Here is a 21,697-nt window from a genome sequence, read left to right as displayed (position 1 = left end):
CATGAACGATCACAACAACAGCATTGAAGTGGAAACCGCCATGACCACCACGACCATGACCATGATCCAGGCGCTGCGCTCGGCCATGGATGTGATGCTCGACCGCGATGACAACGTGGTGGTGTTCGGCCAGGACGTGGGTTACTTCGGCGGCGTGTTCCGTTGCACCGAAGGCTTGCAGACCAAATACGGCAGCTCGCGGGTCTTCGACGCGCCGATCTCCGAAAGTGGCATCGTCGGCGTCGCGGTAGGCATGGGTGCCTACGGTTTGCGCCCGGTCGCCGAGATTCAGTTCGCCGACTACGTGTACCCCGCCACCGACCAGATCATCTCCGAAGCCGCTCGCCTGCGTTACCGCTCGGCGGGCCAGTTCACGGCGCCCTTGACCATGCGCATGCCGTGCGGCGGCGGCATCTATGGCGGCCAGACCCACAGCCAGAGCATCGAAGCGGTGTTTACTCAGGTCTGCGGCCTGCGCACGGTGATGCCGTCCAACCCTTACGACGCCAAAGGTTTACTGATCGCCTCCATCGAAAACGATGACCCGGTGATCTTCCTTGAGCCAAAACGCCTGTACAACGGCCCGTTCGACGGCCATCACGACCGCCCCGTTACGTCGTGGGCAAAACACCCGCAAGCGCAAGTGCCGGACGGCTATTACACCGTGCCGCTGGACGTGGCCGCCATCGTGCGTCCGGGCTCGGCCGTGACCGTGCTGACCTACGGCACCACCGTGTACGTGTCACAAGTCGCCGCTGAAGAAACCGGCATCGACGCCGAGGTCATCGACCTGCGCAGCCTGTGGCCGCTGGACCTGGAAACCATCGTCAAGTCAGTCAAAAAGACCGGCCGTTGCGTGGTGGTGCACGAAGCCACGCGTACCTGCGGCTTCGGTGCCGAGCTGGTGGCGCTGGTGCAAGAGCATTGCTTCCATCACCTGGAAGCGCCGATCGAACGCGTCACCGGTTGGGACACCCCCTACCCGCACGCGCAGGAATGGGCGTATTTCCCAGGGCCGACCCGAGTGGGCGCGGCGTTGAAACGGGTTATGGAGGTCTGAATGGGCACGCACGTTATCAAGATGCCGGACATTGGCGAAGGCATCGCAGAAGTTGAGCTGTCGGTATGGCACGTAAAAGTGGGCGACCTGGTGGTTGAAGACCAGGTGCTGGCGGATGTGATGACCGACAAGGCGATGGTGGACATTCCCTCGCCGGTGCACGGCAAAGTGATTTCCCTAGGCGGCGAGCCGGGTGAACTCATGGCCGTGGGCAGTATTTTGATCAGTATTGAAGTGGAAGGCGCGGGCAACGCCAAGGATGCGCCGGCGGTGGCTGAACCTGTGAAGGCAGCGCCGGCTCCCGTGGTTGAGGCCAAACCCGCTCCGGTGGTTGCGGCTCAACCCGTGGCCAAACCTGCTGCTGCTCCAGTGGCCCGTGAAGCCGACGAACGCCCACTGGCCTCGCCTGCCGTGCGCAAACACGCATTGGATGCCGGCATTCAACTGCGCCTGGTCCAGGGCTCTGGTCCAGCGGGCCGGATTCTGCACGAAGATTTGGACGCTTTCTTGCTCCAGGGTCCGGCGAAAAATTCCGCGACTACCAACCCCTACGCCGAACGCAACACCGAGGAACAAATCCCGGTGATCGGCATGCGCCGCAAGATTGCCCAGCGCATGCAGGACGCGACCCGCCGCGCCGCGCATTTCAGCTACGTGGAAGAGATCGACGTCACCGCCCTCGACGAGCTGCGCGTGCACCTCAACGAGAAACACGGCGCCACACGCGGCAAGCTGACCCTGTTGCCATTTATCGTGCGCGCCATGGTTGTGGCGTTGCGCGACTTCCCGCAGATCAACGCGCGTTACGACGACGAAGCTCAGGTCATCACTCGCCTTGGCGCCGTGCATGTGGGCGTCGCCACCCAAAGCGATATCGGTTTGATGGTACCGGTGGTGCGTCACGCCGAAGCCCGCAGCCTGTGGGGCAATGCCGAGGAAATCGCGCGTTTGGCGACTGCCGCGCGCACGGGCAAGGCCAGCCGTGACGAGTTGTCGGGCTCCACAATCACCCTGACCAGCCTGGGCGCCTTGGGCGGTATCGTCAGCACGCCGGTGCTGAACCTGCCGGAAGTGGCCATCGTCGGGGTCAACCGCATTGTGGAACGGCCGATGGTGATCAAGGGCCAGATCGTGATCCGCAAGATGATGAACCTCTCCAGCTCCTTCGATCACCGCGTGGTCGATGGCATGGACGCGGCGCAATTCATCCAGGCCATTCGCGGCCTGCTCGAACAACCCGCCAGCCTGTTCCTGGAGTAAGTCATGCACACCTTGAATACCAAACTGCTGATTATCGGCGGCGGCCCTGGCGGCTATGTGGCAGCGATTCGTGCCGGCCAGCTGGGCATTCCGACCATTTTGGTCGAAGGTCAGTCGCTGGGTGGCACCTGCCTGAATATCGGCTGCATTCCCTCCAAAGCCTTGATCCACGTGGCCGAGCAGTTCCAGCAAACCCTCCACCACAGCCAGAACTCTCAACTGGGCATCAAGGTGGATGTACCGACGCTGGACATCGGCAAAAGCGTGGAATGGAAAGACGGCATCGTCGATCGGCTGACTACCGGCGTTGCGGCATTGCTGAAAAAACACAAAGTCCAGGTGATCCACGGGTGGGCCAAGGTCGTGGACGGCAAGACTGTTGACGTCGGCGACCAGCGCATTCAGTGCGAACACCTGTTGCTCGCCACCGGCTCGAAAAGCGTCAACCTGCCGATGCTGCCGATTGGCGGGCCGATCATCTCCTCCACTGAGGCCTTGGCGCCGAAAAGCGTGCCCAAGCACCTGATTGTAGTGGGCGGCGGTTACATCGGCCTGGAGCTGGGCATCGCCTACCGCAAGCTGGGCGCCGAGGTCAGTGTGGTCGAGGCGCAGGATCGCGTTCTGCCCGCCTACGACGCCGAGCTGACTCAACCGGTCAACGAATCCCTCAAGCACTTGGGCGTGAAACTGTACCTCAAGCACAGCGTGACGGGCTTCGAGAACAACTGCCTGCAGGTGCGTGACCCGAATGGCGACACCCTGACCCTGGAAACCGATCAGGTACTGGTAGCCGTCGGCCGCACACCCAACACCCAGGGCTGGAACCTCGAAGCGCTGAACCTGGACATGAACGGTGCGGCCATCAAGATCGACAGCCGCTGCCAGACCAGCATGCGCAACGTGTACGCGATTGGTGACCTGAGCGGCGAACCGATGCTGGCGCACCGGGCCATGGCCCAAGGTGAAATGGTGGCCGAACTGATCAGCGGTGAAGCCCGTGAATTCAACCCGGCCGCCATCCCGGCGGTGTGTTTCACCGACCCGGAACTGGTGGTGGTCGGCAAGACGCCGGACGACGCCAAGGCGGCAGGCCTGGATTGCATCGTCTCCAGTTTTCCGTTTGCGGCGAATGGCCGGGCGATGACCCTGGAGTCGAAAACCGGCTTCGTGCGCGTTGTCGCGCGGCGTGACAACCACCTGATCGTCGGCTGGCAAGCCGTGGGCGTTGGCGTCTCGGAACTCTCCACCGCGTTCGGCCTAAGCCTGGAAATGGGCGCACGCCTGGAAGACGTGGCCGGCACCATCCACGCCCACCCGACCCTCGGCGAGGCCGTGCAGGAAGCAGCGTTACGGGCATTGGGCCATGCGTTGCACCTGTAAAACCGCGCTCCCACATAAAGCAAGAATGAAGTATTGTTGCGCCCATCCAGTAAAAAACCGACAAGCCTGCCTTCGACCAGGCGGTTGACCAGAGATAGAGGGTGTCATGGGTAACGAAAGCATCAATTGGGACAAGCTGGGTTTTGACTACATCAAGACCGACAAGCGGTTTCTCCAGGTCTGGAAAAACGGCGAGTGGCAAGAAGGCACCCTGACCGACGACAACGTGCTGCACATCAGCGAGGGCTCCACCGCCCTGCATTATGGTCAGCAATGCTTCGAAGGCCTCAAGGCCTACCGCTGCAAGGACGGCTCGATCAACCTGTTCCGCCCGGACCAGAACGCCGCCCGCATGCAACGCAGCTGCGCGCGCCTGCTGATGCCGCATGTGCCGACCGACGTGTTCATCGACGCCTGCAAACAAGTGGTCGCGGCCAACGAGCGGTTCATTCCGCCCTACGGCAGCGGCGGCGCGCTGTACCTGCGCCCGTTCGTGATCGGCACCGGTGACAACATCGGCGTGCGCACTGCGCCGGAATTCATCTTCTCGGTATTCGCCATCCCGGTCGGCGCCTACTTCAAGGGCGGCCTGGTGCCCCACAACTTCCAGATCTCCACCTTCGACCGCGCCGCGCCACAAGGCACCGGCGCCGCCAAGGTCGGTGGCAACTACGCCGCCAGCCTGATGCCGGGTTCGGAAGCGAAGAAAGCCGGTTTCGCCGACGCGATCTACCTGGACCCGATGACCCATTCGAAAATCGAAGAAGTCGGCTCGGCCAACTTCTTCGGGATCACCCACGACAACCAGTTCATCACGCCGAAATCGCCTTCGGTGCTGCCCGGCATCACTCGCCTGTCGCTGATCGAACTGGCTCAGTCCCGCCTGGGCCTGACCGTTGTCGAAGGCGAAGTGTTCATCGACAAACTGGACCAGTTCAAGGAAGCCGGTGCCTGCGGCACTGCTGCCGTGATCTCGCCAATTGGCGGCATTCAGTACAACGGCAAACTGCACGTGTTCCACAGCGAGACCGAAGTCGGCCCGATCACCCAGCGGCTCTACAAAGAGCTGACCGGCGTGCAGACCGGTGAAGTTGAAGCGCCGGAAGGCTGGATCGTCAAGGTCTAAACAACAGCGCCCAACCCGTCTTGGGAATGGGCTTGTGTGGGAGCGGGCTTGCTCGCGAAAACGGTGGGTCAGTCACAAGGTTTATTGACTGACCCAGCGCTTTCGCGAGCAAGCCCGCTCCCACATTTGTTCTCTAGTGGTCTCACGAACCAGTAGGGATATTCACCGCAACCTTCTTCCCCATACTGATCCTCGGCTCCACCCCATACCCCAACGCTTCATAAAACCCCACCACCGCATCATTGCCGCCGGTGATCTGCAGGTTAATCTTCATGCAGCCCAGCGCACTCAACGCTCCCTCCGCATGCCGCACCAATGACGCGCCCAATCCCCTGCGTCGATAATCAGCCTGCACCGCCACCGAATACAGCCAGCCACGATGCCCGTCGTACCCGGCGAGGATGGTGCCGATCACGGTTTTCTTGTCCGTCGCCACAAAGAACAGCCCGTCGTTGACCGCCAACTTCTTGTCAATCGCCAGGGTCGGCACATTGTGCGCAGTCTCGTAGCCAAAAGCCTCCTGCCACAAGGCAACCACCTGCGCCCGGTGCTGTCGGTCGCGGTACGGCCCAATGGGGTGCCGGGATGACAAAGGTTTCTCCATCACTAAAGTACGCTCGTTGCCGTGATACACATCGCGCACGGTGTTAAACCCCAGCTTCGTGTAGAACGGCTCGGCGGTCAGCGAAGACGGCACACTCAACACCGTGACGCCCGCCTCACGGGCACGCAGTTCGATTTCGATCATCAACAGCCGCCCAATCCCCTGCCCTTGCAACGCCGGGTTGACGAACACCGAACGCACCACATTGCCATCCAGCGCCGCCGTGGCAACCACCCGCTGATCCTGAACCGCCACCAGCACCACACGGCGCGTCATCAAGGCCAGCACCGCCTGCGGGGTGAAATTGCTCGCCACCCGGGCAATCACATCCGCCGGGTAATCCCGCGCATTGCTGCTGTGCAACGCCGCGAGGATGACCTGACTGATGCCCTCGGCATCGGCGGTTTGAGCGAGACGAATGGCGGTAGACATGAATCCTCCAGGCTGACGGCGCAATAACAGCCCCAACCATACCAATGTGGGAGCGGGCTTGCTCGCGAATGCGGTGAGTCAGTCAGCAGGTTCAATACTGATTCACCGCATTCGCGAGCAAGCCCGCTCCCACATTGTTAACCATGCCCGCTCAAGATTCTCTTCCCAGGCCGGGCGCCCACCAGCTTCGCCTGCCCATCCTTCTGTTTCCCCGTGCGCGCCTCGCTGATCAACCCAGGGATCAACTTGCCCTCGGGCAAATTCTTCCAGAATCGGCTCGGCAAGTGCCCTTCCATCACCTTGGGGTTCAACCGCGCCGGGTTGAAGATGTGGCTGTAGTAGGTCAACCACATGGCACTGTGCGGGTCTTCAACATTCTGCGCCAGTTGCCGCCACGCCTCGGGGCACTCACGCTGATGAATCAATTGCTCGCCGTCGTAATACACCCCGTCCAGCGGCGTGGCGATCATCCAGCGATGACGCCCCATGCGCCCTACAAAATGCTGGCTGGCCGACTTTAAAATATCGTGGGCCGGCTCGTGCCAGGCCACGTACTCCGGCAACTCCGGGCCCGCCCCAGCCGGCAAGGCGATAAACCGCACGAACGCATGCAAATGGTGAGCTTCACGGCTCACCTGCTTGATCCGCCGCTGCAACTCGCTGCCCAACTTGTCGCCGGCCAGCATCGCGGTGCGGTCGCCGTGGCTGACCCGCCACAACACCTCGTACAGCAGGCTCCAGCGCTGATGGCCGTGATAACACGCGGCCGACTCCAGCAACTCCAGCAGCGCTTTGGGAATCCGTGCCTGGAACGGGCCAAGCCCCTCGGGAACAGACTCGTCGGTAGCGAACAGGTCGGCCACTTCGGCCTCGCCCCAGCTCACCTGGCTGGGGTCGACCTGATGGCTGAGCAGCCAGCGCGCTTGTTCGCGCCAGGTACTGAACAGGTTGTCGCATTCAAGACTGATCATCCCCAAAGGCCCATTTGCTGCGGCGCCGGGCGATCGCGCAGTTGCTCACGCAGCAACACGCTGGTGCTTTCCGCCTGTTGCGGGTGGTAGTCGCTGGTGATGAAAAATGGTTTGGCCTTGGCCAGTACGCACCGCATGCGCGCCAGGTCTTCGAAGCGGATCTTGCGCTCACGGCGCAGGTCGACCAGGCGCTGGGTGGTGCGCAGGCCAATGCCGGGAATACGCGCGATCAGCGTGGGTTCGGCGCGGTTCAGGTCGAGCGGGAACACCTCGCGATGTTCCAGCGCCCAGGCAAGCTTGGGGTCGATATCCAACGCAAGATGGCCTGGGCCTTCAAACAGCTCGTTGGCACTGAAGCCGTAGCTGCGTAGCAGAAAGTCCGCTTGATACAGGCGGTGCTCGCGCATCAGCGGCGGCGCGGCCAGGGGCACGCTTTTAGGGCTGTTGGGAATGGGGCTGAACGCGGAGTAATACACCCGACGCAGCTTGAAATTGCCATACAACGCTTCGGCACCGTGAAGAATGGTGCTGTCATCGGTGTCGTCGGCGCCGACGATCAGTTGGGTGCTCTGCCCGGCCGGGGCGAAACGCGGCGCGCGCGGTTCATTAAGCACCGTCTGCTCGCCGGTGTAGATGGTTTGCATGGCCTGCTTGATGGACACGATGGTTTTTTCCGGGGCCAACGTTTGCAGGCTGGTCTCGGTGGGCAGTTCGATGTTCACGCTCAACCGGTCGGCATAACGCCCTGCCTCGGCGATCAGCGCCGGGTCGGCATCGGGAATGGTCTTGAGGTGGATATAGCCGCGAAAATCGTGCTCTTCGCGCAGCAGCTTGGCCACACGAACCAACTGCTCCATGGTGTAGTCGGACGAACGAATGATGCCGGAACTGAGAAACAGCCCGCTGACGCAATTGCGCCGGTAGAAATCCAGGGTCAGGGTGACCACCTCCTCCGGGCTGAACCGTGCGCGGGGCACGTCGCTGGAGCGGCGGTTGACGCAATATTGGCAGTCGTACAGGCAGAAGTTGGTGAGCAACACCTTGAGCAACGACACGCAACGCCCGTCAGGCGTGTAGCTGTGGCAGATGCCCATGCCGTCGGTCGAACCCAGCCCGGCCTTGCCCTCGGAGCTGCGCTTGGGCGCACCACTGCTGGCGCAGGAGGCGTCGTACTTGGCGGCGTCGGCGAGGATGCTGAGTTTTTCGATCAACTGCATGAGGTTCTACCGATACTGGTTTTTTGTACAGTATCAGTCGAACCCTCTGGTCACAAGTGCAGCCTGTCAGCTGGCCGTGGCCAGCAGCAGGTCCTGCACCGAACGTCCCTGGCCACGATGGCGGTCGTGTTCATAGAGTGACGCGGCAATCTCATCGGCGCGAATCGGCAGAATCGACAGCAAGGTATCGCTCAAACCATGGCTGGCCTGGCTGAAACCCTGAATGTAGATACCGGCCTTGCAGCGCTCGTCGGTGACGATGCGGTAGTCACGGCTGACCTCGAAGTCGCCCATGTAGGCGTCCAGCGGCGCGAGCAGCTCGCGGTGCATCTGGCGCTCGTAACCGGTGGCCAGCACCACGGCGTCGTAATGCCCCAGCGTGGTTTCGCCGGTTGCGTTGTTGCGCAGGGTCAGTTCGATGCCCAGCGAGCCCGCGGCGGCTTTTTCCACCACGGTCATGGTGCGGAACCCGTGACGGGCGATGCCGGAAACTTTCTGGCGATAGAAAATCCCGTAGATGCGCTCGATCAAGTCCAGGTCCACCACCGAATAATTGGTGTTCTGGTACTCGGCGACCAGGCGCTCACGCTCGGCACCGACTTGCTGGAAGACCAGGTCGGTAAACGCCGGCGAAAACACTTCATTGACGAACGGGCTGTCATCGGCGGGCTTTAGTGCCGAACCGCGCAGGATCATGTCGACCTGCACCGACGGGAAGCTGTCGTTCAGGTCGATAAAGGCTTCGGCCGCGCTCTGGCCACCGCCGATGATCGCGATGCGCATCGGCTTGCCGTCAACACAAGGCTGCTGAGCCATGCGCGCCAGGTACTGGGAATGGTGGAACACCCGCGCGTCATCCTTGAGGCCCTTGAACGCCAGCGGCACACGCGGCGTGCCGCCGGCGCTGACCACCACCGAGCGGGTGGTGCGCACATGCTGCTCGCCCTGCGCGTCACGGGAAATCACCCGCAGCGCCTCGACCTGTTGCTGATGCAGGATCGGCTCGATGGCCAGCACTTCCTCGCCATAGCGGCCCTGGGCCTGGAACTGGCCGGCGACCCAGCGCAGGTAGTCGTTGTACTCCATGCGGCACGGGTAGAAGGTGCCCAGGTTGATGAAATCCACCAGTCGGTCGTGGGCTTTCAGGTAATTGACGAAGGAGTACGGGCTGGTGGGGTTGCGCAGGGTCACCAGGTCCTTGAGGAAGGAAATCTGCAGTTCGCTCTGGGTCACCAGGGTATTGCCGTGCCAGCGGTAGTCGGCCTGCTTGTCGAGAAACAGCACGTCCAGTTTGCCCTGGGCCTTCTCGCGCTCTTGCAGCGCGATGGCCAGCGCCAGGTTCGACGGGCCGAAACCGATGCCGATCAGGTCATGAACGGCGGGCGAAGCAATTGCCTGTGTCATTCCAGTGTCCTCTGGATAAGCCCCGTGGCGGTGGGGCGGGAATGCCTTCGAGACCTGAAGGCTGATCAACAGGTCATGTGTTGATAGGAAACGAGGACAATGAAATAAAATTTAATCAATGAGCGCTCATCGTGGCGAGCGGGCTTGCCCCGCGTTGGGTTGCGGAGCAGCCCTAAAACCATTCGCCACGGAATTTCTGACACCCCGCGCACATCTCTTTTGGGGCTGCTTCGCAACCCAACGCGGGGCAAGCCCGCTCGCCACAGGCTGTGTGTTACCTGGGTCAGCTCGAGGGCTTGGCACAAAGACCTTGAAAAACGGCGCACGCTCAGTGCGCATCCCACTCGCGCAGGCGCACCCGGCAATGCTTCATGGCGTTGACGATGTGTTTCTCCACCAGGCTGCGGGAAATGCTCAAGCGCTCGGCGATTTGCAGGTGGCTCAAGCCGTCGAGTTTGCGCAGCAGAAAACTGTCGCGGCACGCCGCCGGCAATTCTGCCAACGCGCGCTCGAGCATTTCCAGGCGCTGCACCTGATCGTGGCTGGCGTGGGGCGAACCGTTGGAGAAGCGCCCTTCGCTGTCGAGCACTTCCAGTGGCTCGAACTGGCGCAAGGCGTTGCGCCGATGGCCGTCGATCACCAGGTTGAGCGCAGTGCGGTACAAAAATGCGCGGGGTTGTTCGATCGGCGTATCGCTGGAACGCTCCAGCACCCGCACATAGGCGTCATGCACCACATCCTCGGCAACCTGGCGGTTACCCAGCTTGGCGTTGATGAAACACACCAGCTCGCGATAGTAGTTTTCCAACATGACTCCCGACCGTCTGGAGAGACGGTATCCAATCCCTGAGTGCTAAAGAAGACAGCCCATCGATGATGGCAGTTTGAGTGCGTGCAATTTATAGTAATTCTCATCTAGTTTTAAGAAGTCTCGCATCAACTGTCGATTTTTTTATCCCGCGTAGCTGTTACCGATTGTGTAACGGCCTAAATCCCCCGGCGATTTCCTCGTTTACCTGTCAGCTCTGCGCAACTGCGCTCCGAACTTTTTCCGCTGGAACCTAAGCATGAAACGCTCTCGACCTGCCCGACGTGCCCTGCTTGTGGCGGCGTGCCTGATGCCTGTGATAGCCATCGCCGCTTGGCAAGTTCTGCCACAGGGCCGCGACACCCTGGCGACCGTCACTGTCACGCGCGGCAACATTGAAAGCAGCGTCACCGCACTCGGCACCCTGCAACCACGGCGCTATGTAGACGTGGGCGCGCAAGCGTCGGGGCAAATCCAGAAGATTCACGTCGAGGCCGGCGACCAGGTCAAGGCAGGCCAATTACTGGTGGAGATCGACCCGTCCACGCAAAAGGCCAAGCTCGACGCCAGCCGCTACGCCATCGAAAACCTTCAGGCCCAGTTGCAGGAGCAAAAGGCCCAACACGAATTGGCCCGCCAGAAATACACGCGCCAGCAACGCCTGGTGGCCGGCAATGCGACCCGCGAAGAAGACGTGCAAACCGCCAAGGCGCAGCTGAGCGCCACCCAGGCGCGGGTTGATATGTTCCAGGCGCAGATCCGCCAGGCCCAGGCCAGCCTGCGCAGCGACGAAGCCGAATTGGGCTACACGCGCATCTTCGCGCCGATGGACGGCACGGTGGTCGCGGTGGACGCACGGGTCGGCCAGACCCTCAACGCCCAGCAACAAACGCCGTTGATTCTGCGTATCGCCAAGTTGTCGCCGATGACCGTGTGGGCCGAAGTCTCTGAAGCCGACATCGGCCACGTCAAACCCGGCATGAACGCGTATTTCACCACCCTCAGCGGCGGCAGCCGGCGCTGGACCAGCACTGTGCGGCAGATTCTGCCCATCCCGCCCAAGCCGCTGAACGAAACCGCCCAGGGCGGCGGCAGCCCCAACAGCTCCAGTAAAAGCGGCAGCGGCCGCGTGGTGCTGTACACCGTGCTGCTGGACGTGGACAACGCCGACCATGCGCTGATGGCCGAAATGACCACTCAGGTATTTTTCGTCGCCAGCCAGGTCAAGGACGCCCTCACCGCCCCCGTCGCCGCGCTGTTGAACAGCCATGGCGCGGATAAGCCAATCGCGCGCGTAGTAGCCAAAAACGGTGCCATTGAGGAGCGCGAAGTGCGCCTGGGCATCAGCGACCGCCTGCGCGTCGAAGTGCTCGGCGGCCTCAACGAAGGCGATCACCTGCTGATCGGCCCGGTCGATGGCAGTGGAGGTTGAGTTGACCACGCCGCTGATCGAACTCAAGCACATCCGCAAATCCTACGGCGGCGGCGACAGCCCGCAGGTCGATGTACTGCGCGGCATCGACCTGTCGATCCATGCCGGGGAATTCGTCGCCATCGTCGGCGCTTCCGGCTCCGGCAAGTCCACGCTGATGAACATTCTGGGTTGCCTGGACCGCCCCACCGAGGGCGACTACCTGTTCGCCGGTGAAAACGTCGCGCACCTGGGCAGCGACGAGCTGGCATGGCTGCGCCGTGAAGCCTTTGGGTTTGTGTTTCAGGGCTACCACCTGATCCCCTCCGGCTCGGCCCAGGAAAACGTCGAAATGCCGGCGATTTATGCCGGTATCAGCGCCGCCGAGCGCCACGCCCGCGCCAACGCCTTGTTGACCCGCCTGGGCCTGGCCGAGCGCACCGGCAACCGTCCGCACCAACTCTCCGGCGGCCAACAACAGCGCGTCTCGATTGCCCGGGCGCTGATGAACGGCGGCCATATCATTCTCGCCGATGAACCCACCGGCGCCCTCGACAGCAGCAGCGGCGCCGAAGTCATGACGTTGCTGGACGAGTTGGCAAGCCGGGGCCATGTGGTGATCCTGATCACCCACGACCGCGACGTGGCGGCGCGGGCCAACCGCATCATCGAAATTCGCGACGGTGCCATCGTCAGCGATTCGGCAGAGGGTGACGCCCATGTGCCAGCAGTTGCCGGCAGCACGGCCTTGCAAGCCGTCGACTTGCGCCAGCGCCTGGCCGACGGCGCCGAGCACAACGGCGCGTGGAAGGCCGAGCTGGTGGACGCCGTGCACGCCGCCTGGCGCGTGATGTGGATCAACCGCTTCCGCACGGCGCTGACGCTGCTGGGGATCATCATTGGCGTGGCGTCGGTGGTGGTGATGCTCGCAGTGGGCGAAGGCAGCAAGCGCCAGGTGATGGCGCAGATGGGCGCGTTCGGCTCCAACATCATCTACCTGAGCGGCTCCTCACCCAACCCGCGCACGCCGCCGGGCATCATCACGCTCAACGACGTCGCAGCGCTCGCGGGCCTGCCTCAGGTCAAGCGCATCATGCCGGTCAACGGTGCAGACGCCGGCGTGCGCTTCGGCAATGTCGACCACATGGCCTACGTGGGCGGCAATGACACTAACTTCCCGGCGATTTTCAACTGGCCGGTGGTCCAGGGCAGCTATTTCACCGAGGCGGACGAGCGCGCCGGGGCCACGGTCGCCGTAATCGGCCATCGCATCCGCGAAAAACTGTTCAAGGACGTGGCCAGCCCGATCGGCGAATACATCCTGATCGAGAATGTGCCGTTCCAGGTCATCGGCGTGCTGGCGGAAAAAGGCTCCAGCTCCGGCAGTGAAGACAGCGACGACCGTGTCGCCATCCCCTACACCGCCGCCAGCGTGCGCCTGTTCGGCACCTATAACCCCGAATACGTGGTGATTGCCGCTGCAGATGCACGCAAGGTGCATGAAACCGAACAGGCGATTGATCAGCTCATGCTCAACCTGCACAACGGCAAGCGCGACTACAAGCTGACCAACAGCGCAGCCATGATCCAGGCCGAAGCGCGCACGCAGAACACGCTGTCGTTGATGCTCGGTTCGATTGCCGCGATTTCCCTGCTGGTGGGCGGCATCGGCGTGATGAACATCATGCTGATGACCGTGCGCGAACGCACCCGCGAAATCGGGATCCGCATGGCCACGGGCGCGCGCCAGCGCGACATCCTGCGCCAGTTTCTCACCGAGGCGGTGATGCTCTCGGTGGTCGGTGGCCTGTGTGGCATCGCCCTCGCCCTGCTGGTGGGCGGCGTGCTGGTGCTGGCAGACATCGCTGTGCAGTTCTCGCTGGTGGCGGTGCTTGGCGCATTTGGCTGTGCGTTGGTCACCGGTGTCGTATTCGGCTTTATGCCGGCCCGCAAAGCTGCCCGGCTCGACCCGGTTAAGGCCCTCACCAGTGAATAAACGACTGACTTTGCTCAGCCTGTGCCTGCTGCTCAACGCCTGCGCCGGCAACCCGCCCGCCCTCGACAGCGGCGTTGCGCCGCCTGCGGCCTGGCAATACGCCGAGCGGGACGCCACCCAGGCCATCAACAAGCGTTGGTGGACGCACTTTGGCAGCCCGCAACTGAACCGCCTGATCGATCAGGCACGCCGTGACAGTCAAGACGTGGCCGCCGCCATGGCGCGGGTGCGCCAGGCCCAGGCAAGCGCCGTGATCGCCGGTGCGCGGTTAAGGCCCGAGGTGAATTTCAACCTCACCGCCAGCCGTGAAAAGCTGCTGCGCGGCAGCGGTAATTCGGACCTGGACGCCACCGACAGCAACAAGACTGTCGACAGTTTTGGCGCCACCCTCAGCGCCAGCTACGAGCTGGACTTTTGGGGCGGTCGGGCCGCCTCCCGGGACAGCGCGCTGCACAGCCTGCGCGCCAGTGAGTTCGACCAGGCCACCGTGGAGCTGACCCTGCTTGGCAACGTGGCGGACCGCTACGCACAAACCCTTGCCGCCCGCCAACGCCAGCAGATCGCCGAACTGAACCTTGCCAATGCGCAAGACGTGCTCAACCTGGTACAGACCCGCTACGACGCCGGCTCAGCCACGGCGTTGGAGCTGGCCCAACAGAAAAGCCTGGTGGCAGGCCAGCAACGGCAGTTACCGCTGATCCAGCAACTGGCCGAAGAATCCCAAATCACCCTCGCCGCCCTCCTCGGCCAGCCGGTGCAGGCACTCGACCTGGGCAACGAACCTTTCCAGACGCTGTCCTGGCCTACCATTGGCCCCGGTGTACCGAGCCAGCTGTTGAGCCGACGCCCCGACCTCGCCAAGGCTGAAGCGCAGCTCTCTGCGGCCAGTGCCGACGTCACCGTGGCCCGTGCGGCGATGCTGCCCACCGTCACCCTGGGCGCTACATTCGGCTCGGGCGCGTACAAAGCCGAAGAGATTCTGCGCAGCCCGTTCTACACCCTGACCTCGGGGCTGGTGGCGCCCATCTTCAACAGTGGCCGTTTAAGCGCCGAACGCGACAAGGCCCGCGCCCGCCAGGACGAGTTGCTGCACACCTATCGCGGCGCGATCATCAACGGCTTTGCCGATGTGGAGAAATCCCTGAGCAGCATCACGCGCCTGGACGAGCAACGCCACTGGCAAACCGAGGAATTGCAACAGGCCCAGAGCGCGTTCCAGATTGCCGAAAGCCGCTACAAGGCAGGCGCCGAAGACTTGCTGAGCGTGCTGGAAACCCAACGCACGCTGTACGCCGCCCAGGACGCGAATGTGCAACTGCGGCTATTGCGTTTGCAAGCCAGTATTGCCCTGTACAAAGCCCTGGGTGGCGGCTGGGAAGTCGATATCCGATAACAAAACTCCATTTCCTTACACAGGACGTTTATTCGTCCTACATTCCTTGACCCCGGGTCCTTGGTAAAAAGCCGTCCTCATACGGCTGCCCGGACCCTCATGATGAAAACCAGCGCTTTCTTGCAACGCCTGGCGTGCGGTTGCCTTTGGCTGATCGCACAGCTGAGCGATGCCAAGCCCCTGATCGCGCCCACGGCGATTGACTGGCTGCTGGACTGTCCGTTTCCCGCGGCTGCCCGACAAGACCCCGAAGTACTCGACCGCACCCAATGCGGCACCGTGAGCGTGCCCCGCGACTATGCTGCGCCGGCGCGCGGCAAAGTGCGCCTGGCCGTAACCCGCGTCGGCGCGCGGGATCCGCTGAGCCGCGAGGGCGTGGTGTTTGTGCAGTCCGGCGAGCAGCCCAAAACCCAGGTCGCCACGTTCGCCCTTCACTTGGTCAGCCGCTGGGAGTCCTACGCCACCCCGGCGTATCGCACGCTGGCAAACCGGTATGACGTGATCGAGCTGAGCCCCCGCGACCTCGATCAGGACAACGGCATAGAGCAGGCCGCGCAGGACATGGAATTTGTGCGCGGGCAGTTGGGCGAGGCGCAACTCCACTACCTCGGCAACGCCGACGCCACACGCCTCGGCGGCCGTTATGCCGCACTGTTTCCCGAGCGCGTGGCCCGCATGGTGCTGGTCAACACCGAGCACGGTGAACCGCTCGCCTCCGGCGTCGAGCTGTTATTGCTCAAAGAGTCGACCCGGCCCAACGCAGTCGCCACCGGATGCATCAACCAATGGGTGGGGGATTTCCTGATCTACGGCAAACAGCCGCCCGTCTCCACCCGCTGTCTTGATGTGGGCAGTTGGGAATAATCACCGCGTTTACGACCCCTTTGCTCGATCACAACCACTGAGCTCCATATGAAAACCCGACCACTGTGGGAGCTTGCCCGCGATAGCGGTGGCTCAGTCAGCCCATTTGCTGCGGATACACCGCCATCGCAGGCAAGCCAGCTCCCACAGAGAAGCAGATTTGTGCAGATATTGAAGTCTTGCTCGGTCAGAAATGTGGGAGCGGGCTTGCTCGCGAAGACGGTGTGTCAGTCAGCACATGCATTGACTGATTCACCGCATTCGCGAGCAAGCCCGCTCCCACATTTGGATCTCCATTTGTCTGAAGAACCGCAATCTGCTCTAGAAAAACCAGCGCCTTTGATTCAACCACTCAGGTCGGCTACTAGGCCGCCGTGCTTTTGATCTTGCTTTTGATTTTGATCTAAGGCGCCCCGTTAACCACGCTGGCCGAACGCAGGCTTGAATCCGTGGGTAACCCGGCAGGACGCCGGGTTAGCCGCGCTGGGCCAAGGATGGCCCATCGCGGCGGCCCACGGATTCAAGCCTGCGTGCGGGCATGCCGAGCCACAGCGAGGCACCTAGTGGTGGGGCGAAGACCTTTTGGTTACTTTTGGGGCGTTTGCCAAAAGTGACCCGCTGTAAGAGCGGAACCCATATCAGCCTTCACTCAATAACGGATATGTACTCGCCCACCCCCCCACCAACTAAGCTCAAACCCCAACAAAAAAAACACCGTGCGCCCCAAATCCCCCACCCGACCGAGTCAGATTACGATGCCGCACCACCAACGCCATACGGACCACACCACCGTTGCGATAAGCCAGATAAACCCAAAATAGTAGGGCCACAATACCCAGCGTTTGAGCGCCAAAGGCACAGAGGCGAGCTCGGCCTCAGTCACAAAACCTGCTTTTAAATAAGGCTTTGGAATCCACAGAATCTCAACCATCAATAGCATTCGGAACAGCCTGTCGATCCGCTGCCCTCCTCCCCAAAATCGCTTATTGGCGAGAACCTTTTCGTTTTTGCTGAAGTAGCTTTCCACCTCATCAAGCTTTGTATATTCAGCAAATAGCATCAGCCCCAAAAGGATAAACATTCCAACTACCCACACAATGGTATAAGCGAGGAAATAATCCATGGCTAAGCACCTTCCGGTTGGAATATCACATCACCGTTGACCTCGAGGATTTTTCCACCTAGAAGCGCACCGCCATAACCACCAATATCGCCGCCTGTATACCCTGCCCCAGCACCACCGATAACTGCGCAAACCAATTCTCCTCGCCCTTTAGTCGCAACCCCCAAAACAAGCGTACAGAACTTGCGAGCCAGTGCAGCACCCAATGTTCCAAAGGAAGCCGCCCCTGTCGCGCTAACTGCCAACCGCCCAGTTTCCACATACTTTGCGCGCCTGCACTGCGCCTCCCTGCCCGTCACACACGCTTCCTTGATCTCCAACCCCGCCGCCGCCGTATCCATCACCAGCCCCACGTACGTTCCTCTTCCCAACCATTTCGACGCCTGCGCAATCCCTTTCATCCGCTGCGCATACCCCACAATCTCCCCCTTATGCAGGTAACTCTTGGTCGAAACCCCCAGCACCTTCTTCAACGACTGATTCCCCCGCAGCCCACTCCCAAACCGTGCAGCCCCTTGCAACTGCGTGTCCAGTTGCCCAAACAACACCTGGCGCTGCCGAACAAATTCGCCCCGGTCCAACCCACCGCCTTTCAAGCGCTGGTGCAGGTGCTCGATCGCCTCCAACGTAGCCGCCACGTCCTTCAAGTGCCGCCCCCAGGCAGAACTCGCACTGCCCACACCGATCGAGCCATACGTCAGAAAGCTCTGTAACAAGTCATAGTTATTGATGACTGCCGAACCCGCCGATGCATCCAGATCCCGTCGAACCTCTTGGGCATACCGCATCAACCAGGCTTCCTCCAGCGAACAACTCACGCTGTAGGTATCCGGAACAATCACCAACTGCCCCGGCGTCACCAACCCTGGCCGCAGATGCCGGTTCAATGCATCAAAGTGCTCAGCCCGCTGCCGGTTTGAGGCGCTGTCGATCAGCCTGGACTTTAAACTGAGGTAGTCCGTTGTGCGGTCATTTACGAATCCCTGCGCCATGCCTTGCATCCCGAATGCAATGAAGATGGCGTCGGAATATAGGCAAGCGACCACGCCCCGGACACAAGCCCGGGAGGCGGAAATCACATTTAGGAAGTTGCCTACATGGCAGAAGACAAGCGCCTACAAAAAGGCGCCTTAATACCCGGTCATCTCCAAATACCCCACCCCACCGTCAAACTTCACCGGCCCTTCCCAGTAGGGAATGCTGAGGTTCATCCACGCGTTCGGGTTGACGGCTTCGGTGGTGATATCCAGCTGTTTGCCGGGAATTTTCAGTGACCACCGCGTAGGAATGTGGCGCCCGTCAATGTCGGTAGTCGCCAGCGGTGTCAGCTGAATATCGGCATTGTGCAGGGTCTCGGTGTGGCCTTCCTTATCGATCCAGGTGCCGGTCAGGTAACCCGCGCCATCCTTTTGCCGCACACGAAACAGCATCAGCTGTTCGCCCCGGTCCAGGTGCAGGGAAAACCAGTCCCAACCGGTCTGGCTGGCTGCCAGGGGTTGGCTGCTCCATTCACGGTCAAGCCACGCCGGGCCGCTGACTTGATAGGTTTTGCCATCAATACTCACACTGCCGGCCGCCGTGAAAAACGGCTGGCTGTAGTAGTAAGACGCCTGCCCCTGATCGGACTTGCGGCTGTAACCCTTGTCGCCTTGCAGCACCAGCGGCCGGGTCGATGTCAGGTGCAGGTCGTAGGCGAATTGCGGCCCGCCGGCCTTGAGCTGCATGTCTGCCAGGGGGCTTACGGCGCCTGGCCGAGTGGCGAAATTCCAGTCGTCGATCCAGGCACTGAAAGGCTGCGCCTGCGCACCCGCCTGGCCGACGCCGCCACGCGCAAAGCGTTCAGCAGCGTAGTGCCGGGTCGCCGAGGTGACGGCGGCGTGCCCGAGCCACACGGTCGAGTCGTGCCAGCCGGGCTGCGTCGCGCCCGCCTTCAAGGCGTTGCGAAACAGCGTCCATTGCACGCCGAACACATTGCCTTGCGCATCCTTGAGGTTGGCGGTGACGTACCACCACTCGATGCGAAAGCCCGCGTGAGCGCCGTGGTCTTCGGGAAAGCTGAAGACCCTGCCCGGCACTACTTGGGCAAAGTCCGCCGCATCGCTGCCCAGCCCGGCGAAACTCGCTTCAGGCGCGGGCGCTTTGTCGCAGGCACTGAGCAGCAACAGGGCGGCCCACACCATCGCTTTAATCCTCATTGGCAAACGTCCTCAACAGATCCGCCGGGCGGCTGCGGTACAACTGCCACAGCGGCCAGGCCGAAGCCAGTAGCGTGGCGAGCGTCGCCAGCCCCAACAATTGTGCGAGCTGCCACGGGAACACCTGCAACGGCAGGCGCCAGCCAAACGCCTGCACATTGATGACCGCGTCCAGGCACCACGCCAATAACAGGCCCAGCGGCAGTGCGAGGACCAACGTGAGTACGGCCAACAACCAGGTCTGGCCGAGGTTAAGCAGCATCAGTTGCCGACGCGTCACCCCCAACGCCCACAGCGGGGCGAGTTGGCCGAGGCGGCTTTGGCTCTGGGTCAGCAAGCTGATAAACAGCGCCACACCGGCGACGCCGAGGGTCAGGCTGTTCAGCGCGGCAGTGGCGGCAAACGTGCGCTCGAACACTTGGCTCGACCAGCCCTTGAGTTGCTGTTGATCCACGATGCGGCTGTCTTCCAGGGCAAACGCACGCTGCACCTCGCGCACCAGCGCTGGCACGTTTTGCGGCAATACCCGCAGGTTGAAGCGCGCCGGTGACAGCGTCGGCCAATGCGTCAGCAGGTGCCGGGAATTAACCAGCACGTGGCCCTTGGGGTTGCCATAGTCGGCGTAGATGCCAACCACGCGCGGCGACCAGACACCTTCAGGCGTGGGGATGTTGACCGCCTCGCCCAACTGCACCTTCAGCCGTCGGGCGAGCTGTTCGCTGAGCATCACGCTGTCGTCATTGAGCATTCTGTCCCACGGCGCACTGGCAGCCTCAAGCAACGGCCAGTGCTGGCGATACGTCGGGTCGTCGACCACGCCAAACACGTCCGCCGGCCAGCCCTGTAATTGCACCGCGACCTGCCAGGTGGGCAGTACGGTTTGCACCCGTGGCTGTTGCGCCAGCCACGTGCCCAGTTGCTCTGCCTGCGCAGGGTTTTGCGGGTTTATGTACAGCTCGGCGGTGAGGCGTTGCTCAAGCCAGTTGGTAAAGGTCTGGCGAAAGCCCGAGGTCATTGAGCCCGCGCCGATATTCGCCGCCAGCGCCAGCAGCAACGCCATGAGCGCCAGGCTCAAGGCAGGCAATTGTTGGCGGCAATCCGCGAGAAACCATTGGCCGAGCACCGAACGGCTGCGCCCCAGCACCGCTTTGAGCAAGCCATCGAGTACCACCGGCAAACCCAATGCCGCGCCCAGCAGCAGCGCGGCCATCAACACAAAACCGGCGGCCAGGCTGTCGCCCAGCCACAGCGCCAGTAGCGCGATGACCAGCGCCGTCGCCGCGACCCAACCCTGGCGTCGCAGCCAGCGCCCGTGGGCCTCATGCCAGGCCTGCGCGTTGGCCAGTGCCAGCAAGGGCAAACGCGCTGCCCGCCACAAGCTGCTGGCGCCGGCGAGCAGCGCGCCCAGCAGGCTCAGGCCTAAACCGGCGAACCACCACCACGGGCTGAGGCTCAGTTGGCCGGGCACTTCGGCGCCGTATAAACCACGCAGGCTGGCGGCCACATCCGGCAGCAACAGGCTGGCGAGCAGGTAACCGCTGGCGACGCCCAGCACACCGCCCAGCAACGACAATGCGCCCAGCTCAACGCCCAGGCTGAGGATCAGCAAACGCGCGCTGACGCCACAGGCGCGCAAGGTGCGCAGCAACCCACGGCGCTGTTCCAGGGCCAGGCCGATCGCGGCATGCACGATAAACAGCCCCACCACAAACGACAGAAAACCCAGGGCATCAAGGTTCAGGTGAAAGCTTTCGGTGAGGCGCGCCAGGTTATTGTCTTCGCCGCTCTTGAGCTGCAGCCCGGCCGGTGGCACCGGATGGGTGGCCGCAAAGGCTTTATCCAGCAGCAGGCGCGAGAGTTGTTCGGGCATTGCCAGCAAGGGTTGGGCAAAACCGATGTCCGTGAGCAACAGACCGGGAGCCATGTCTTGCTGAACCTGCAACGGCGGCAAGGCGTCTCCAGTTGCCGTCAGCGGGCGCTCACCCTCATGCAGCCCGAGCGCCTGCAAGGTTTGCGGGGCGATCCAGGTGCGCCCCGGCGGCTCGAAAAACGCGAGCATCTGCGCCTGGCTCAACCGCTGCCCCGCCACGGCGCCGGTGCCGGGCAGCGACAGCGGCTCGATGCCCATCAGTTGCAGGCGTTGATCTTCATGCCCCTTGAGTGCCAAGCGGCCCTGCACCACCGGCGACACCGGCCAGCCGGCGCGGCGCAATTCGGCGAACACCGCTTGCGGGAAGCTGGCCGCATCCGGCGCACTCAGGCTGGCTTGGGGTTCACCGCCGATCAACTGGCTGGCGCGCGCGTAGCTGTCGCGCGCCTGACTGTTGAGGGCCTGCACACCGGTCAGTAATGCAGTGGCGAGCCACAACCCGGTCAGCACACTGAAAAACTGCACAGGGTGACGCCGCCAGTGGCTCAGCAGCGCGCGCAGGGTCCAATAAAACACCGCCATC

The 21,697-nt window shown here is 62.3% G+C and carries 17 protein-coding genes; 8 read left to right on the top strand and 9 right to left on the bottom strand.

Annotated elements, in window-relative coordinates; genetic code table 11:
- The first annotated feature begins 1 nt into the window (after position 1).
- The 4 genes from Q7C20_RS12190 to Q7C20_RS12175 all read left to right on the top strand — a co-directional run bounded on the left by Q7C20_RS12190 (position 2) and on the right by Q7C20_RS12175 (position 4,826).
- Entirely contained in the window at positions 2-1,060 is a 1,059-nt protein-coding gene (locus Q7C20_RS12190) for an alpha-ketoacid dehydrogenase subunit beta (RefSeq protein WP_375067622.1), read from the top strand.
- The gene (locus tag Q7C20_RS12185; RefSeq protein WP_375067620.1) at positions 1,061-2,320 is read left to right on the top strand and encodes a dihydrolipoamide acetyltransferase family protein; all 1,260 of its coding nucleotides are present in this window, start codon (positions 1,061-1,063) and stop codon (positions 2,318-2,320) included.
- 3 nt (positions 2,321-2,323) lie between these two features.
- Positions 2,324-3,700: a dihydrolipoyl dehydrogenase gene (gene lpdA / locus Q7C20_RS12180; RefSeq protein WP_375067619.1), complete on the top strand. Its 1,377-nt coding sequence runs from the start codon at positions 2,324-2,326 to the stop codon at positions 3,698-3,700.
- A gap of 106 nt (positions 3,701-3,806) precedes the next feature.
- Positions 3,807-4,826, top strand: a complete 1,020-nt coding sequence (locus Q7C20_RS12175) for a branched-chain amino acid aminotransferase (RefSeq protein ID WP_375067617.1) — start codon at positions 3,807-3,809, stop codon at positions 4,824-4,826.
- A 142-nt stretch (positions 4,827-4,968) separates the two neighbouring features.
- On the opposite strand, the gene Q7C20_RS12170 is transcribed toward Q7C20_RS12175, so the two are convergent.
- The 5 genes from Q7C20_RS12170 to Q7C20_RS12150 form a co-directional block, all read right to left on the bottom strand.
- The gene (locus Q7C20_RS12170) at positions 4,969-5,862 is read right to left on the bottom strand and encodes a GNAT family acetyltransferase (protein ID WP_375067615.1); all 894 of its coding nucleotides are present in this window, start codon (positions 5,860-5,862) and stop codon (positions 4,969-4,971) included.
- Positions 5,863-5,999: 137 nt separating this feature from the next.
- Positions 6,000-6,833: a TIGR03915 family putative DNA repair protein gene (locus Q7C20_RS12165; RefSeq protein ID WP_375067613.1), complete on the bottom strand. Its 834-nt coding sequence runs from the start codon at positions 6,831-6,833 to the stop codon at positions 6,000-6,002.
- Positions 6,830-8,050: a putative DNA modification/repair radical SAM protein gene (locus tag Q7C20_RS12160; protein ID WP_375067611.1), complete on the bottom strand. Its 1,221-nt coding sequence runs from the start codon at positions 8,048-8,050 to the stop codon at positions 6,830-6,832. The genes Q7C20_RS12165 and Q7C20_RS12160 overlap by 4 nt, the downstream gene beginning before the upstream one ends.
- A 66-nt stretch (positions 8,051-8,116) precedes the next feature.
- Positions 8,117-9,454: a lysine N(6)-hydroxylase/L-ornithine N(5)-oxygenase family protein gene (locus Q7C20_RS12155; RefSeq protein WP_375067609.1), complete on the bottom strand. Its 1,338-nt coding sequence runs from the start codon at positions 9,452-9,454 to the stop codon at positions 8,117-8,119.
- A 328-nt stretch (positions 9,455-9,782) separates the two neighbouring features.
- Positions 9,783-10,265, bottom strand: coding sequence for a sigma-70 family RNA polymerase sigma factor (locus tag Q7C20_RS12150; RefSeq protein WP_348058035.1), 483 nt, complete (start codon positions 10,263-10,265; stop codon positions 9,783-9,785).
- A gap of 256 nt (positions 10,266-10,521) precedes the next feature.
- Here Q7C20_RS12150 and Q7C20_RS12145 point away from each other — a divergent pair, with 256 nt between their 5' ends.
- The 4 genes from Q7C20_RS12145 (at position 10,522) to Q7C20_RS12130 (ending at position 15,926) form a co-directional block, all read left to right on the top strand.
- Positions 10,522-11,694, top strand: coding sequence for an efflux RND transporter periplasmic adaptor subunit (locus Q7C20_RS12145; protein WP_375067607.1), 1,173 nt, complete (start codon positions 10,522-10,524; stop codon positions 11,692-11,694).
- Complete coding sequence (locus Q7C20_RS12140) at positions 11,678-13,669, top strand: MacB family efflux pump subunit (protein ID WP_375067605.1); 1,992 nt, start codon at positions 11,678-11,680, stop codon at positions 13,667-13,669. Before Q7C20_RS12145 ends, Q7C20_RS12140 begins: the two co-directional genes overlap by 17 nt.
- Positions 13,662-15,062, top strand: a complete 1,401-nt coding sequence (locus Q7C20_RS12135) for an efflux transporter outer membrane subunit (RefSeq protein WP_375067603.1) — start codon at positions 13,662-13,664, stop codon at positions 15,060-15,062. The genes Q7C20_RS12140 and Q7C20_RS12135 overlap by 8 nt, the downstream gene beginning before the upstream one ends.
- A 102-nt stretch (positions 15,063-15,164) precedes the next feature.
- Positions 15,165-15,926, top strand: a complete 762-nt coding sequence (locus tag Q7C20_RS12130) for an alpha/beta fold hydrolase (protein WP_375067601.1) — start codon at positions 15,165-15,167, stop codon at positions 15,924-15,926.
- Positions 15,927-16,671: 745 nt separating this feature from the next.
- Here Q7C20_RS12130 and Q7C20_RS12125 read toward each other — a convergent pair.
- The 4 genes from Q7C20_RS12125 to Q7C20_RS12110 all read right to left on the bottom strand — a co-directional run bounded on the left by Q7C20_RS12125 (position 16,672) and on the right by Q7C20_RS12110 (position 21,696).
- Positions 16,672-17,049, bottom strand: coding sequence for a hypothetical protein (locus Q7C20_RS12125; protein WP_375067600.1), 378 nt, complete (start codon positions 17,047-17,049; stop codon positions 16,672-16,674).
- A gap of 2 nt (positions 17,050-17,051) precedes the next feature.
- Positions 17,052-18,041 (bottom strand): hypothetical protein, encoded by a 990-nt coding sequence (locus Q7C20_RS12120; protein ID WP_375067599.1) that lies wholly within the window; start codon positions 18,039-18,041, stop codon positions 17,052-17,054.
- A 138-nt stretch (positions 18,042-18,179) separates the two neighbouring features.
- Entirely contained in the window at positions 18,180-19,244 is a 1,065-nt protein-coding gene (locus tag Q7C20_RS12115; RefSeq protein ID WP_375067597.1) for a lipocalin-like domain-containing protein, read from the bottom strand.
- The gene (locus tag Q7C20_RS12110; protein ID WP_375067595.1) at positions 19,234-21,696 is read right to left on the bottom strand and encodes an FtsX-like permease family protein; all 2,463 of its coding nucleotides are present in this window, start codon (positions 21,694-21,696) and stop codon (positions 19,234-19,236) included. Before Q7C20_RS12110 ends, Q7C20_RS12115 begins: the two co-directional genes overlap by 11 nt.
- Position 21,697 lies beyond the last annotated feature (1 nt).

Origin of the sequence: Pseudomonas sp. AMR01, from assembly GCF_041946035.1 — a bacterium.
GTDB lineage: Bacteria > Pseudomonadota > Gammaproteobacteria > Pseudomonadales > Pseudomonadaceae > Aquipseudomonas > Aquipseudomonas antarctica_B.
Note: the sequence above shows the minus strand (reverse complement) of the source record. Positions and strands in the feature narration are given on the sequence as shown.